This window comes from Frankia sp. ACN1ag (genome assembly GCF_001414035.1).
GTDB classification, from domain to species: domain Bacteria; phylum Actinomycetota; class Actinomycetes; order Frankiales; family Frankiaceae; genus Frankia; species Frankia torreyi.
The window spans coordinates 132,979-147,816 of record NZ_LJPA01000002.1; the positions used below are offsets into that span (position 1 = coordinate 132,979).

The 14,838-nt window shown below is 73.2% G+C and carries 9 protein-coding genes and 4 pseudogenes; 6 read left to right on the plus strand and 7 right to left on the minus strand.

Annotated features, from left to right (window positions below):
• Positions 1–222 precede the first annotated feature (222 nt).
• From UK82_RS02055 to UK82_RS02080, 5 genes are all read left to right on the plus strand, one after another.
• Complete coding sequence (locus UK82_RS02055; RefSeq protein WP_044887455.1) at positions 223–1,482, plus strand: LLM class flavin-dependent oxidoreductase; 1,260 nt, start codon at positions 223–225, stop codon at positions 1,480–1,482.
• A 205-nt stretch (positions 1,483–1,687) separates the two neighbouring features.
• A complete protein-coding gene (locus UK82_RS02060; protein WP_055406141.1) occupies positions 1,688–2,629 on the plus strand; it encodes an NADP-dependent oxidoreductase in 942 nt (313 codons plus the stop codon).
• Complete coding sequence (locus UK82_RS02065) at positions 2,626–3,390, plus strand: GNAT family N-acetyltransferase (RefSeq protein WP_055406142.1); 765 nt, start codon at positions 2,626–2,628, stop codon at positions 3,388–3,390. Before UK82_RS02060 ends, UK82_RS02065 begins: the two co-directional genes overlap by 4 nt.
• A complete protein-coding gene (locus UK82_RS02070) occupies positions 3,387–4,748 on the plus strand; it encodes a M20/M25/M40 family metallo-hydrolase (RefSeq protein WP_055406143.1) in 1,362 nt (453 codons plus the stop codon). Before UK82_RS02065 ends, UK82_RS02070 begins: the two co-directional genes overlap by 4 nt.
• A 360-nt stretch (positions 4,749–5,108) precedes the next feature.
• Positions 5,109–5,582 carry a pyridoxamine 5'-phosphate oxidase family protein gene (locus tag UK82_RS02080; RefSeq protein WP_044887460.1) on the plus strand — a complete coding sequence of 158 codons (474 nt, stop codon included), beginning with the start codon at positions 5,109–5,111 and terminating at the stop codon, positions 5,580–5,582.
• Positions 5,583–5,694: 112 nt separating this feature from the next.
• On the opposite strand, the gene UK82_RS35025 is transcribed toward UK82_RS02080, so the two are convergent.
• The 5 genes and pseudogenes from UK82_RS35025 to UK82_RS33505 all read right to left on the minus strand — a co-directional run bounded on the left by UK82_RS35025 (position 5,695) and on the right by UK82_RS33505 (position 11,962).
• On the minus strand, positions 5,695–6,300 hold the full coding sequence (locus UK82_RS35025; RefSeq protein ID WP_255354239.1) for a PP2C family protein-serine/threonine phosphatase: 606 nt from the start codon (positions 6,298–6,300) through the stop codon (positions 5,695–5,697).
• A gap of 68 nt (positions 6,301–6,368) precedes the next feature.
• Positions 6,369–7,638, minus strand: a pseudogene (locus UK82_RS35030) (PAS domain-containing protein); the annotation flags it as partial.
• Between the two features lie 68 nt (positions 7,639–7,706).
• Entirely contained in the window at positions 7,707–8,504 is a 798-nt protein-coding gene (locus UK82_RS02090; protein ID WP_055406145.1) for a FadR/GntR family transcriptional regulator, read from the minus strand.
• 236 nt (positions 8,505–8,740) lie between these two features.
• Positions 8,741–9,511: pseudogene (locus tag UK82_RS02095) on the minus strand (enoyl-CoA hydratase/isomerase family protein); the annotation flags it as partial.
• 2,295 nt (positions 9,512–11,806) lie between these two features.
• On the minus strand, positions 11,807–11,962 hold the full coding sequence (locus UK82_RS33505; RefSeq protein ID WP_157866981.1) for a hypothetical protein: 156 nt from the start codon (positions 11,960–11,962) through the stop codon (positions 11,807–11,809).
• Positions 11,963–12,740: 778 nt separating this feature from the next.
• Here UK82_RS33505 and UK82_RS35035 point away from each other — a divergent pair.
• Entirely contained in the window at positions 12,741–12,962 is a 222-nt protein-coding gene (locus UK82_RS35035; RefSeq protein WP_255354240.1) for a LuxR C-terminal-related transcriptional regulator, read from the plus strand.
• A 357-nt stretch (positions 12,963–13,319) separates the two neighbouring features.
• Here UK82_RS35035 and UK82_RS35040 read toward each other — a convergent pair.
• Together UK82_RS35040 and UK82_RS02115 are read right to left on the minus strand one after the other, a co-directional pair.
• A pseudogene (locus tag UK82_RS35040) lies at positions 13,320–13,525 on the minus strand (ABC transporter substrate-binding protein); the annotation flags it as partial.
• Between the two features lies 1 nt (position 13,526).
• Positions 13,527–14,603 (minus strand): annotated as a pseudogene (locus tag UK82_RS02115) (ABC transporter substrate-binding protein); the annotation flags it as partial.
• Positions 14,604–14,838 lie beyond the last annotated feature (235 nt).

Genomic DNA, 14,838 nt, shown 5'->3' on the forward strand with positions numbered 1-14,838 from the left:
ATCGGCCAGGGCCCGACAGCGCGGGACCCGCCGGATCGGCGGCCGCCGACTGGACCGCCCGGATCGCCAGGGCCGCACCGGTCTCCGGCCGGCATCCCACACCACCGCGCGGAACCCACCCGGACGGCTGTCGGGACGATGCCCACGGCTCGGGCGGGGGCCCACCGCGGGAGCGGCCCGGCGCCGGCACCAGCCCCACCCGCCTCGACCGAAAGGCCAGACATGGCAGACATCCCGTTGGCCGTCCTCGATCTCGTTCCGGTCAGCGCCGGTGACACCCCGAACGACGCGCTACGCAACACCGTCGACCTGGCCCGGCAGGCGGAGGAGTTCGGTTATCGGCGGTACTGGTTCGCCGAGCATCACCTCAACCCCGGCCTGCTCGGCGTGTCCCCCGCGGTGGCGATCGCGCTGGTGGCCGGGGCGACGTCGACGATCCGGCTCGGCTCGGCCGGCGTGCAGAGCGGGCATCGCACCCCGCTGTCCGTCGTCGAGGAGTTCGGGCTGATCGACGCGCTGCACCCCGGCCGCCTGGACCTCGGCATCGGCCGCTCACCGGGCCGGCCGGCACCGACGAACGGCGCGCCCCGCAACGGCTCGTCCCCGGCCGGCGCGGACGGCGGAACCGGAGACGGCGGACCCGGGGACGGCGCAGCAACACCCACCCCGGCCCCGGCCCTCGTCACGGCCGCGGCGGCCGCCTACCAGGCCAGCCTCGGCGGGGTCGACCACAGCACCGAGCAGCGGGCCGCCAACGGCCTGCTGATCCCCCGCCGGTTCGACTTCAGCCGGCTGCTCGGCTCCCCCCGGCTGGGGGTGACCCTGTCGCTGCTGCAGCAGCCGGGCGCCTACACCCCGGAGTACGCCGACCAGGTCGACGACGTCCTCGCCCTGCTGCGCGACACCTACCACACCGCGGACGGCCAGACGGCCAGCGCCTGGCCCGGGGCCGGCGCGGCGCTGGAGGTGTGGATCCTCGGGGCGTCCGGAGGGTCGAGCGCGTCCGTGGCGGGTTCGCGGGGGCTGCGCTTCGCGGCGTCCTACCATCACAGCCCCAGCACGGTGCTCGACGCGGTCGAGGCGTACCGGGCGGCGTTCGAGCCGTCGACGGATCTCGCCGCCCCGTACGTCTCGGTGTCCGCCGACGTCGTCGTCGGTGAGGACGACGCCAGCGCGGCCCGGCTGGCCGCCGGCTACGGGCTGTGGGTCCGCAGCATCCGCAGCGGCGCGGGCGCGATCCCGTTCCCCACTCCCGAGCAGGCCGCCGCGCACACGTGGAGCGACGACGATCGGGAGCTGGTCGCCGACCGGGTCGCCACCCAGCTCGTCGGCTCCCCGTCGACCGTCGCCGACCGGCTCGAACAGCTCGCGGCGGCGACCGGCGCGGACGAGCTGGCCGTCACCACGATCACCCACCGGCACGCCGACCGGGTGCGTTCCTACGAGCTGCTGGCCGCGGAGTGGGCCCGCCGCCACGGCTGAGGCGTCCCGGGGCGATCGGGGCCGAACCGGGCGGCGCGGTGACGGGTCCGGCGCCCCGGCTGACGATGCGGAAGGCCACGGCGCCGGCCGTTGTTGAAGCGAACCGTTGAAGCGGGATCGTTGGACAGGACCGTTGGCCAGGACCGTTGGCCAGGACTGTGCGGCGGTCCGTTGACGTCGACCAGTGACGAAGGGATGGACTGCGGTGCCGAAGGCATACGTCTATACCGCGAACGGCGGCCCCGAGGTGGAGACGTTCACCGATCTGCCGGCGCCCGAGCCCGGCCCGGGTCAGCTCGCGATCGCGGTGCGCGCGGTGGGCGTCAACCCCGCGGACTGGAAGCTGCGCGACGGCTACTCGATACCCGGCCTGCCCGACCCGGTGTTCCCCGTCGTGCTGGGGCTGGAGGCGGCCGGCGTGGTCACCGGCGTCGGCCCGCAGGTGGCGGGATTCGCGGTGGGCGACGAGGTCCTCGGGATCACGGTCGGCGGCGCCTACGCCGAGTACACCCTGCTCGCGGCCGCGCTGGCCACGCACAAGCCGGCCGCGGTGAGCTTCCGCGACGCGGCCGCCCTGCCGGTCGCGGCGGCGACCGCCTATGACGGCGTGCACCAGTTCGCGCTGCCGCCGGGCGCGACCCTGCTGATCACCGGCGTCGGCGGTGGGGTGGGCGTGGCCGCCGCGCAGATCGCCCGGCACGCCGGGCTCACCGTCGTCGGCACGGCGAGCGCCGGGAAGAAGGACCTCGTCGAGTCCCTCGGGGTCGCCTGGGTCGAGCCGGGCCCGGGCGTCGTCGACCGGGTCCGCGCGGTCGCGCCGCAGGGCGTCGACGCGGTCTACGACCTCGTCGGCGGTGCGGCGCTCGAGGAGATCGCCGGGGTGCTCACCCCGCCGGCCTCCGCCGCCGACGCCCCGCCGCGCCTGGTCACGGCCGCGGACACGGCGACGGTCACCCGCCTCGGCGGGGTGGCCGTGCAGCGGGCCCGCAACGCGGACGTGCTCGACGCCGTCGCCGGCCTCGTCGCGGCCGGGGTGCTGGACCCCCAGGTCAGCGACGTCTACCCGCTGGACCGGGCGGACGCGGCCCTGCGGGCGGTGGAGACCGGTCACGCCCGCGGCAAGATCGTGATCGAGGTCGCCGGGTGACGACCCGGCATGTCCTGGACAACCCCGCCCGCTCGGCCCTGCTCGGCCCGCACGCGCACCTCGCCGAGCGGCGTGGGGAGGTGCTGCGCTATCCGGCGGACGTCTGCCCGTTCATCGCCCTGCCGGACGAGCCGGACGAGAACACCTGGCGGGACCTGGCGGCGTTGCTCGGTCCGGGCGCCCTGGTGCCGTTCACCGGCGTCGACGCGGCCGTGCCGCCTGGGTGGGAGGAGGTCGGCTTCGGCCCGGGGGTCCAGATGATCGACGCCGGGATCGATGCGGTCGACGACGACGACGCGGTACGCCTCGGTCCGGCGGACGTCGCGGAGATGCTCGACCTGGTGGCCCGCACGCGCCCGGGCCCGTTCCTGCCCCGCACCATCGCGCTGGGCACCTACCTCGGCATCCGCCGCGGCGGGGCGCTGGTCGCCATGGCCGGGGAGCGGCTGCACCCACCGGGCTGGACCGAGATCAGTGCCGTCTGCACCGATCCGGATCATCAGGGGACGGGGCTGGCGTCCCGGCTCGTGCGGGCGGTCGCCGCCGGGATCCGCGCCCGCGGTGAGATCCCCTTCCTGCACGCCGCCGCGACGAACACGAACGCGATCCGTCTCTACGAGACCCTCGGCTTCCGGCAGCGGCGCACCGTGACCTTCCGCGCCGCCCGGGTCCCGGGCGGCGTGCCCGTGCCTGTGCCCGCCCAGGCCGACGGGCCGCTCGCCGCGCGCCCGGGCGCCGGCGCGGACGAGCCGGCGGTATGAGCGGTGCCGACACATCGGCCGGTCAGCGGGTCGCCGCCGGCGAGGCGGTGGCGATGGCCAGCGACCTCATCGCCTTCGACACCAGCAACCACGGCGACCCGCATGCCCGGGGCACCGAGCGGCCCGCGGCCGAGTACGTGGCCGGCCGGCTGGCCGACGTCGGCTACGACGTCACCTACGTGGAGTCCGGCGCACCCGGGCGCGGCAACGTCGTCGCGCGGCTGACCGGCGCCGACCCGTCGCGGGGCGCCCTGCTCCTGCACGGTCACCTCGACGTCGTCCCGGCGGACGCGGCCGACTGGACGGTCCACCCGTTCTCCGGCGAGGTGCGCGACGGCTACGTGTGGGGGCGCGGCGCCGTCGACATGAAGGGCGCGGTGGCGATCATGCTGGCGGTGGCACGCCGCCTGCGCCGGGAGGGGGTCATTCCGCCGCGGGATCTGATCTTCGCGTTCGTCGCCGACGAGGAGGCCGGCGGCTGGTACGGGGCTCGCTGGCTGGTGGACAACCGTCCCGATCTGTTCGAGGGCGCCACCGAGGCGATCGGCGAGGTCGGCGGCTTCTCCGTCACCCTCGGCTCCACCACCACCGGCTCCACCACCACCGGCGAGGACGTGCGCGCCTACCTGGTCCAGACGGCGGAGAAGGGCAGCATGTGGCTGCGGCTGGCGGCCCGCGGCCGCGGCGGGCACGGCTCGATGCTGCACGACGACAACGCGATCGCGGCTCTGGCAGCGGCCGTCGCCCGCCTCGACGCCCACCGCTTCCCGCTGGTGCTCACCGATCCGATCCGGGCGCTGCTCACCGGCATCGCGGACATCACCGGGGCCCCGTTCGACGAGGCCGATCCGCAGGCCGCCGTCGACCGCCTCGGCCCGCTGGCGCGCCTGGTCGGAGCGGCGCTGCGGGACACGGCGAACGTGACCCTGTTCGACGCCGGGTACCGGTCGAACGTCGTGCCCGCCACGGCCCGCGCCACCGTGGACGGCCGGTTTCTGCCCGGGCGGGAGGAGGCGTTCGGCCGCGAGCTGGTCGAGGTGCTCGGCCCGCGGGTGCTGGCCGAATGGGACACCCTGCCGCCGGTCGGGACGAGCTTCGACGGCGCCCTGGTGGCGGCGATCGAAGCGGCGATCGAAGCGGAGGACCCGGGCGCGCGCGTCCTGCCCTACCTGCTGGCCGCGGGGACGGACGCGAAGTCGTTTCAGCGGCTGGGGATCCGCCACCTCGGATTCACGCCGCTGCGCCTGCCGCCGGAGCTGGACTTCAGCGCCCTGTTCCACGGGGTCGACGAACGGGTCCCCGTCGCGGCCCTGGAGTTCGGCACCCGCGTGCTGGATCGGCTGCTGCGGACCTGCTGACCGCACCGCGCGACCACGGATCCGCCCCGGTCGACCGTGCGCATCCCCCGCCTGCCCGGGTAGGACTGGGATGTCGGCGCCGGGCACGGCGCTGACCACCGGGCGCTGGACCGACACCGGGCGCTGGACGGACACCGCGCACAGGACGGACACCGTGCACAGGACCGGCACCGCGCACGGCACCGGCACCGGCACCGCACCAACCGGACGGGCACGGCCGTGCCGGAGGGCCCGGCGGGCGGACGACGATCGGCCCTGATCTCCCGATGCGCACCGATCTACCGTCGAACCGGGCATCGCCGAAGCGGTCCGGGCGCCCCGTCGGTCCGGACGCCCACCAGCGGACGAGGGGAACACACGATGACATCGACGAGTGTGGGCGCGCCAGGTTTCACCGCCAGCGCCAGTGACAAGACCACCGTCACCCTCGACCATGCCGGGGGTGGTGTCCTGCCCGCGGCCACCTGCCTGTGGCTGCTCGCCGGCGAGCAGGTGGGCCGGGTCGCCTTCCGCGCGGACGGGGAGATCCTCGTCCTGCCGGTGAACTACGTGCTGGACGGGGACGCCATCGCGTTCCGCACGGCCACCGGTTCCAAGCTGGCCGCGGCGCTCGAGGAGGACGCCGTCGGATTCGAGGTCGACGGCCATGACCCGGTGGCCCGCGCGGGCTGGAGCGTTCTGATCAACGGCAGGGCGGTGGCGGTCACCGATCAGCAGACCCTGGCCAGGCTGGAGAAGACCGGGCTCGCCCCGTGGGCGGACCGCATCGAGCACCCGCACTGGGTGCGCATCCTGCCCGAGTCGATGACCGGCCGGGTCGTCGCCCACTCCTGACGCGCCCGCTCCCTGACGCGCCCGCTCCCTGACGCGCCTGGCCCTGACGCGCCCGACCCAGGCGGGCCACTCCCTGTGACGGGCCAGCGCCGACAGGCTGGGCGAGCGGGTGTCAGTCCAGGCCGATGGCGAGCAGGCAGACGTCGTCGTCGCGCCCGGAGGGAGCGGTGATCTCGGCGAGGATCCCGTCGCACAGGTTCTCCAGCCCACCGCCGGGCCCGGGCCCACCGGCCGGGTCGGGGCCGGGTGCGGTCCCGGCGCTCGCGGCGGCGGCGAACGCGTCGAGGCCCAGCGACAGGGACGCCCCCCGCCGTTCCACCAGCCCGTCGCTGTAGAGCAGCAGCCGGCAGCCGGGCGGCAGCGGCAGCTCGCTCTGTCCGTACCGGTGGCCTGGCGCCGCGCCGAGAATCGGGCCGTGTACCTGTTCGAGGTAGCGCGTGGACGACCCGGCGATCAGCAGCGGCGGCGGGTGTCCCGCGCTGGACCAGGTCAACCGCCGCTCGCCCGGGGTGAGATGGGCGACGACGGCGGTGGCCAGCGTCTCGTCGCCCTCGCCGGCGAGGTTCGCGGCGAGCTGGGTGGTGATCTCCGCCGGGCTCCGGCCCTGCAGCGCGTACGCCCGGGTGGCCTGGTGAAGCTCCGCCATGATCGCGATCGCGCCGAGGCCGTGGCCGCCGACGTCCCCGACGACGACCATGAGCGCGCCGTCCGGCAACACGATGGCGTCGTACCAGTCGCCGCCGATGCCGACGTCCCGGCTCGCCGGCAGGTACCGGGCGCTGAGTNGCACTCCGGCCGGATCGGGCAGCCGCTGCGGCAGGATCGCCCGTTGCAGGACGGTGACCAGCGTCGTCTGGCGCTCGTACAGCCGGGCCCGCTCGAAGGCGTGGGCGCAGATCCCGGCGAGGGTCTGCAGGAACGCCTGATCGCCCGGGTCGAAGTCGCGGGGCACGTCCCAGACGAGCACGAGGACGCCGATGAGCCGACCGGAGACGACCAGCGGCAGGTGGGCACAGGCGTTCAGCCCGAGGACCCGCACCGTCTGGTCCCGGTCCGGGTAGTCGGCGAGGTACTCGGCCCGGCTGGGGTGGTAGCGGGGCCGCCGGTCGCGCACGACGTCGGCGGCGGCGGCCGGCCCGCGGATCGGAAGGGCCTGCCACATCGCGAGGACCGGCGAGGTCGCCGGGTGCACGATGCTGCGGTACGGCTCGCCGTCGTCGCCGTGCAGCATGACCGCCGCGAACACGATCCCGAGGTCGGCGGCGGCGGTCTGCACGACCACGTCGCCGAGCTCGTCGACGGTCAGGGCCTGCCCGATCGCGTGGGTGAGGTCGAGCAGGCGGGCGGCGCGCCAGAGTGTGGTGGACCCGGGGCCCGCGCCGTCGCGATCCGCCTGCACCGAGCTGACGTCGCCGACCAGCCCGACCATCCGCGCCGCGCCGTCCGTCTCGTCCCGCACCATGGCCCCACGGGCCTGGACCCAGCGGATCGAGCCGTCCGGACGCAGGATCCGATACTCCTCCAGGACGGCGCCGGCGGTGCGGGCGGCGTCCGACAGGGTCGTGCGCACGCCCGCCAGGTCCTCCGGGTGGACCATGGCGAGGGCGGCGTCGATGGTCCCGTCGAACTCGTCTGGGGCCAGACCGCACAGCGCGGCCGCCTGTTCGTCGCAGACGAGCTGACCGCTGGCCGGCTCCCAGCTCCACACCCCGATCTCGGCGCCGGCCAGGGTCAGCGACAGATCGGCGACTTCGGCCGTGGGACGTACCGCCGCCCGGCCGGCCGGGGCGGTGCGTCCGGCTCCGGCGCCGCCCACGCCTGCCGGTGACGGCCCCGCGGCCTGGTAAGACGGGCCCGTCGACCGGCTCCGTCCCGGCCCGCGGCCCCGCAGCGCACGGACCGCGCGACCTGCCCGCAGTCCCACCTTTGCGCCGCCCTCCCCGCGCATCGACGCCCGGCCCGCGGCCGCGCGTTGGGCGGGCCGGGAAACCGATGCTCCGGCCCGCCCGGGTAATCCTCCCCCGGCGCACCGCTGGGCACACTTTGGGCTCCGCATCCGATCGGCCCGCCCGGCCAGGGCGCTCGCGCCGGCGGGACCGGGGATGGGCCCCGCTGCGCGCGGGGCTACTCGAGGATGTCGATGACGCCGGCCGCGTCGAACCCGCGCAGCAGCGACTCGTTGGCGGAGATCAGGTGGCGCCGCCAGAACCGCTCCGCCTCGTCCGCCTCGCCGGCCCGGACCAGGCTGATCAGCTTCTCGTAGGCCCGGACCGCCCGGCGGTACTGCAACTGCACCTCGTCCGGCTCGGACTCGTAGTGCGTCCTCGTCGCGGTCGCCATGTGCCGCGCGAGAATCTCCTGGATCATGCCGGCCGTGACCACGAGCGCGCGGTTGCCGGACTGCTCGACGACGACCTCGTGGAACCGGGCGAAGCCCGCCCCGACAGCGGCACCGCTCACGTCCTGGGCCAGCTTGGCGGTCAGGTCGTCGAGCGCCGCGACGAGCGCCTCGATCGCGTCGTCGGAACCCCGGTCGGCGACCAGCCACGCGGCCAGCGGTTCGATCCCGAGGCGCGCGATGAGCACCTCACCGAGGGTGGTGCCCGCGACGGCGAGCAGTAGCCCGGCCGGGCGGGCGACCATCTCGGGGCCAGGTACCCGGATGCGGGCGCCGGTGCGGGAGCCGCGGCGGACCTCGACGAGGGACTCGGCCTCCAGCACCCGCACGGCCTCGCGCAGCGTCGGGCGGGAGACCCCGAAGTGGGCCATGAGTTCGGCCTCGCGGGGCAGATAGTCGCCGTCGCGCAGTTCCCCGGTGACGATCATCCGCCGGAGCCTGCGGGTGAGCAGCTCGGCTGTCTTCGGGGACCGCACGTCCGCCCCGGACCGACCCTCCGGCAGAGAGAAGACCGGCGCGGCCATGGGATCGACTCCTCGCGTTGCATGGAATGTCGGACGCTGCGAACCACCGCCGCGATCCCGGTCAGGGCCGCGGGATCACGGCTCCGCGTCCATGCTACTACAGAGTAAACCTAGTTAGCTTTGAGGTGATTGCGGCCCCGGTAACCCGTGATGCGCGCCCGGTCGCAAAACGATACCTGCCGGATCGGACCGGGCGGCGGGCGCGCCTGGCGACGTGACCATTACCGCACCTCATNCCCGCCGCGGGTCGCCGGCTGGGTGCGTGACGTGCCCGGTGGGGTCGCGACCTGCACGTAGAGCAGGCCGGTGCGCAGGGCCTGCGTCCGCGTGGAGTCCAGGGACTCCCAGATCGCCCGCACGGTCTGCTGGACCGCCACGGTCGGGTGGCGGGCGATGCGCTCCGCGATGTCCTGCGCCCGCGACCACAGCCGGTCACGGGGGACGACCTCGCTGACGAAACCGATCTCGTGGGCACGCCTGGCCGACATCCGTTCGTCGTTACCGAGCAGCGCCATGCGCAGCACCTCGCCGATCGGGATGCGGCGGGCCAGCCCGATCGGCTCCAACGCCGCGGTCATGCCGAAGGTGACGTGCGGGTCGAAGAAGGTCGCGTCCTCACCGGCGATGATGATGTCGGCCTCGTTCAGCCAGTACAGCGCCCCACCCGCGGCCATGCCGTGCACCGCGCACACGAGCGGCTTCCAGCACTGGTTGAACTTCGGGGAGAGGTAGGCGGCCGGGTCCACCTGCTTGAGGGGCTCCTTCGCGAGGTCGTAGCCCTCGACCACGTCGACGCCGGTGCTGAAGGCGCGCTCGCCCTGCGCCCGCAGGACGACGACATGTACGTCGTCGGTGACGGCGGCGAAGTTCCAGATCGCCCGGAAGTCGTCCAGCACCTCCTGGTTGAACGAGTTGAGCCGGTCGGGCCGGTTGAGCGTGAGGGTGAGAACGTGATCATCACCCAGCGTGGCGAGGACGCTCGTCAGCGCGGGTACCTCGGCTGGCATCTCGTTGCCTCCTCGTCATCGGGGTGGCCGTAGGACCCCCGACCCGGCCCGGCCGGCACGGCGAGGACGTAGCCGGGTTGGGCAGCACACCCTCCGACATCTCTAACTTAGTGCACGAGGATAGCCCACCAGGCCGTCTCCGCGCCACGGACGCACAGGGACCCGAGCGGCCGACCCGAGCGGCCGACCCGAGCAACGCGGTCGATCGTGCCGACTCCGCCGTCCACCCCGCCCACCCGGACCATTCCCGAGCCACCCCGACCCGAGCCCGGGACCGCCCCCGCGCACCACAACCGGCCGCGCGCCGAACTCCCCTCAGGCCGGAGCTCATGGTGCGTGCCCACCGGGATCGGCAGCGTCATCGAGGCCATCACCCGGCCATTCGATGCCCCGGACAAAGCGCGCGTCGGCGCCGCGGCGTCACGCCGGGCACCCACTTCCCGCGATGCACACAAGACCGACGATCATGCGGTCCGCGTCCCTGGGCCCACCATCGTCCGTGTCCCGACCGACGTGACCACACAATCACAAGGAGGGGACAACCCAGTGACACCACGCGTCGCACCGCCGACCCGGGAACACCCCGGATTGCGGGCCCCACTATCGCCGCATGCGCCGATTCCACCCGTCGAACCGACCTCCGCCCCACTCGACGCCGAATTCTCGACGTCGCCCCACCCGGAACGCGACAGACACTCAGACAGACCCCGGATCGAACCTCCACACCCGCCGGACCACCCCCCGGAAGATGATGGTCGAAAGGTCGCTGACCAGCACGGCGACAAACTCCGGGGGCAGCGGCGGGACCCGCCACGACGGGGGGGAGAATGCGGGCGCCACCGCCGGGTTGATCAGGCCGCCGCGCACACCATCGCGACCCGGCGGCGAACCGACGGACATCCCACTGCCGGACGGGGAGGACGGAACACGAGCCGCCGGCTGGCCCCGTTGATTCCCACAAGCGCGCGGCGCCAGGACAGCCGGAAAGGTCGACCTGACCTCTCTGGACGGCACTGACGTCCGAGACACGGCGTCGGACGACGCGTGCCGACACGGCGAGCGTTCCCAGGACCACCGCGGGACCGCGCCGAGCCCTCCACCACGGTTGACAGCCGCGCCGCCGCCGGCCCGGCGGCCCCCTGCCATGTCCCTGACCAGCGAAGATGCGCAACGGAGCCCGTCGTGTTCCCGGTCCGCCGGCGTTGGGTCGGCGTCGTTGAACTCTGCTCCCGGCCAGCCGCCCGGTCCTGGTGCGCCTCGCCGATCCACCTGCGGGCACGGCCCCGCCAGCCGGCGTCGGACCGGGGGCCGCTGAACCCGCGAAAGTCGTCGACCTGCGGCGGCAACGCACGGGCCAGGTCGTCCCGCGCAGCTCTGAACCCGTGTCCCGACGTCCCGGAGAACCTGCGCAGCCGCCTGCCGTGGCGGCGAGAGACGTTTTTCCGGCCGGGGCCGGGGGCAACCTGACCGCATCACCGCGACCCGCATTCAACAGCCGATCTGCCGGTTCCTGAACAGCGGCGGTTCCAGCGGTGGACAAACTCGAGACGATCGGCCTCGCGAATCATCCGAGAAAAACACGTGAGCCAACCACGAGGCAAGTACGAAAACATGCACGGGCCGTGCCAACCCGCCACCCGAGGCGGGCCATGAAATCGGCCCCGGATGATGTCGTCGGCGACCGGTCGACGGTCACGCAAAGCTAATCCGTGCTCCTTTTTCCGCCGATTTCGGTACGTCGTTCTGCGCGGTTTCAGGACGGCAATATATCCGAGCTGACGGCCCAGGTCGAATTCAGGAACCATCTCCTTTTCCTGAACCGTGCGGGCGAATCTCGACGGCCCGCATGGGCGTCGACTTCGGCCGACACGGAAATTCTCCACCTCGGTGGACGGGTGTCGATCCCGCTGCTGGCCGACAACCGAGAGGATCCGGCGATGCCGGGCCGCAACAATGATCTGCGCACGCGGGGCAAGGCGGGGGTGAAGGCCCGGCGAAAGGGCATCTGCAACGATCCTGCAATCGTCCGCGAAGGGCGGGCCGGCGACGTCGACCGCGGGCTCGGCAAGCCGCCCGCCGGGTCGAACGCGAGGCCGGGGGGCCACCGGGCCCCGCTCCACCGGCGGCGAGCACGGACCGCCCGGGCAGGAGGCGGGCGGGCGGACAGCCGTGCTCGTCGCGCTGTCGGCCGGCCGGGCTCCGGCCGGGCATCCGCCTGCCGGCCGCCTTGATCGGCGGTCGGGGACGCTGAAGTTGGCCGGGTGGGGAGCATCGAACACCTGGATGTGCTACGAACTACGCACCCGAGCGGACCGCGGCCGCGTAGTAGATGTCGCCGTAACCGCCGCGGTCCGGATGGCGGAGTTCGGGGATCTCCCCGAAGATCAGGACTGCGGCCAGTGCCACCCATTCCAGGGGTGGCAGCAGGCGGATTCCCGTGCATCCGCCCACCTCGACCGCCCCCGGGCCGCCTAATAAACACGGGGGCTCATCGGATAACCTGGCAGAGCAGTTTTCGTCGCCGGCCATCGCGCCGGCAACCCGCCCGTCCAGGTGGCCCCATGAATCTCCTTCCGTACCCCCCGCAAACCGATGGGACGTGCGACCGGCGGCTCGATCAGCCGCAGCGGGCGGACCCCCGTTCGGGGGAGGGGATCAGGATCCTCATTGGGGCTCACCGACGCCACGAGAGTCAGTTCTCGCACATCGGAGCGGGCGGCATTGACGGCATGGGCGGGCGGCGGGATAACCTTTTCGATGTAGCCGACAGTGGGGCCGGCGAAGGCATGCCGAGCCCGGAGGGAGTTGGTGTGGCGGCGCGCCACTTCACCCGGGGTCGGGCCATGCATGGCCACCCACAAAGGTGGTGTACGGCTGATCCCCTGCCCGACCCTCGGATGAATCTGCCGGACTGCCGGCGATGAGCCGGTGATCCTCATCCGGAGTGGTCGGGTAAACCGGAGTGGACAGGGAGAGGAGCACGATGGGCCCAGTGGTTTCGGACTCGTCCGCTGTGCAGGTGCGCCTGCACCGGACGATGACCGCCNCCGGCTTCGACCGAGCGTCGGGTCCGTTCTCCGCCGACAACCAACCGACCGACGTGCGGACCCAGCGGGAACGGGTTCGCCTGGCCCAGATCGAGCTGCTGGAGCTCAGCGCGCAGCTCACGACGCCCCACCTGCGACGCCAGATCCTGCGCATCTACTCACTGCTACGCAGCGAGCCGGTGGTGCAGAGCCCGGCGAAGCCACCGCCCTTCCGCCTCACCCTGCGTGAGATGGAGGTGCTCACTCTGGTGGCCACGGGGTGCTCCAACGTCGAGGCGGCCGAGCAGCTCACCATCCGGGCCGAGACGGTCAAGACCTACATGCGCAGCATCATGCGCAAGATGGGCGTCCGGAACCGGACCGCGGCGGTGCACACCGCCCGGCAGATCGGCCTACTGGACTGAACGGACGCCGATCGGGTCGGCATGGCGGCTCACTCCCACCGCCGACGCCGCCCCAGCACCGCACCACCGACACCCGTAACACCGATACCCGCAACACCGACACCCGCAACACTGGCACCACAGTGCCGCAAGCAGCACCGGCGCTGTCAGGCGCCACCACCGACGGGCCACCGCAGCCACCGCCCGGCACTGCTCCCTCCGGGCCCTGCCGCGATCCGTCGGCCCGCTCCGGCACTCCCTCCATGCCGGATCGCGACCACTCCGGAACCTGAAAAAGGGCTCGGATCGGACGTCATCGTCCGATCCGAGCCCCGGTCGTCGGTGCCCGGATGGCACCGTCGGGTATGACGGATCTGCCTAGCCGGCGGCGAACAGGCTCGCCGCGTCGACCGTCCGGACGTCAGTCGCCCTGGTGCCCTTGAGGGTCGCCTCGACGGAGCTGGCCGAGCACAGTGCCTTCAGGCTCGGGATGGCACTGCCGTCGCAGGAGAACGTCAGCCCGTGACCGGCGGGCATCGCGATGTTCCTGGCCGTCTTCAGGGTGGAGGTCACCGAGGCCGGGGNGACGTCGCCGCTGATGCCCTTGAGCGCCCGTGCGAGGCCGAGGACCGTCTGGTAGCCGGTGACCGCATAGCCGTCGGTCTGCGTCTTCGGCGTGTACCTGGCCATCACCGTGCGGTACAGCTTCGCCTCCGTGTCGTCGGAGTCGGTGTCCGACGGGGTGAACAGGATCGAGCCGTCGAGCTGGCCCGGCGCCGCGTCGTCGACGGTCTTCGACACACACGGCTGGATCACGAACTTCGGCTGGGTCGCACCCACGGCCTGGAAGGCCTTGAACACCGAGGTGCAGTGGGTGGCGTCGCCGACGAGGGCGAGCGCGTCCGGCTTCTTGCCGATCGCCGAGGTCACCTGGGAGGTGGCGTCGGCCGTGCCCCGCGGGATGGAGATGACGTCCAGGTCCACGCCGGACTTCTGGAACACCGGCTTGCCCAGGGCGTTCGCCCCGGTGATCGCGGCCGGCACGTCCGTGACGAACAGCGCCACCCGCTTGTAGCCCTTCTCCTTCGCGTAGCTCGCCATCGTGCCCAGCGTGGCGGGGAAGGCTCCGGTCCAGGAGAACACGCCATCGGTGGCGAACTCGGAGCCGGCGGTCGCGGTGCCCGTGACATACGGGATCTTCGCCCCGGCGATGATCGGCACGAGGGTGTCGCCGAAGCCGGTGGTTCCGGTGCCGACCGCGGTGACCTTCTGTTCGACCATCTCGTTGGCGCAGGTCCGGGCGGAGGCCGCGTCCTCCTGCGACTTGCAGACGACGAGCTGGATGGGCCGCCCGCCGATGCCGCCGAGGTAGTCGTTGGCGTAGGCGGTGGCCGCCTGGGCGCCCTCGCGGACCTCGGGCAGGGACACCGCGCTGCCGCCCTCCGCGGTGATGAAACCGATCTTCACCGGCGCACCCGCCGCCTTCGTGCCCGGCGGGAGCGTCGCGGTCGACGCGGTGGGACCGGACGAGCTGCCCGCGTCGCCGCCGCCGCTCCCACTGCCGCAGGCCGCCGGAAGTAAGGCCAGGCCGAGGACCAAGAACGCCGATCCCGCCCGCACGCCGCGGCGTCCGCCGTGCCAGTACCCGTTCCTCGCGCCCACTGTTCCTCCCTCTCACCGTCCGGCCGTCCCGCAGATGGCGGGGTATCCCCGCCGGTCGGGCGGCCCGGCCGATCGCCGGGTGCCCCTCGCCGGCGCGACGACCGCAGACCCCACAAGAATTCCTAAGATGACTTAGTGCACTATGTTAGTGATCACGCGGTTCGTCAAGCAAACCGAGTTCGTGGACGCGGCCTTCACCCGGAGACGGCTCTCCGGTGGGTACGGCCGCAGGCGC

What these genes read in the sequence shown, in the direction of transcription:
- UK82_RS02055 (WP_044887455.1), top strand. Translation starts at nt 223, where the DNA reads ATGGCAGACATCCCGTTGGCCGTCCTCGATCTCGTTCCGGTCAGCGCC.
- UK82_RS02070 (WP_055406143.1), top strand. Translation starts at nt 3,387, where the DNA reads ATGAGCGGTGCCGACACATCGGCCGGTCAGCGGGTCGCCGCCGGCGAG.
- UK82_RS02080 (WP_044887460.1), top strand. Translation starts at nt 5,109, where the DNA reads ATGACATCGACGAGTGTGGGCGCGCCAGGTTTCACCGCCAGCGCCAGT.
- UK82_RS02090 (WP_055406145.1), bottom strand. Translation starts at nt 8,504, where the DNA reads ATGGCCGCGCCGGTCTTCTCTCTGCCGGAGGGTCGGTCCGGGGCGGAC.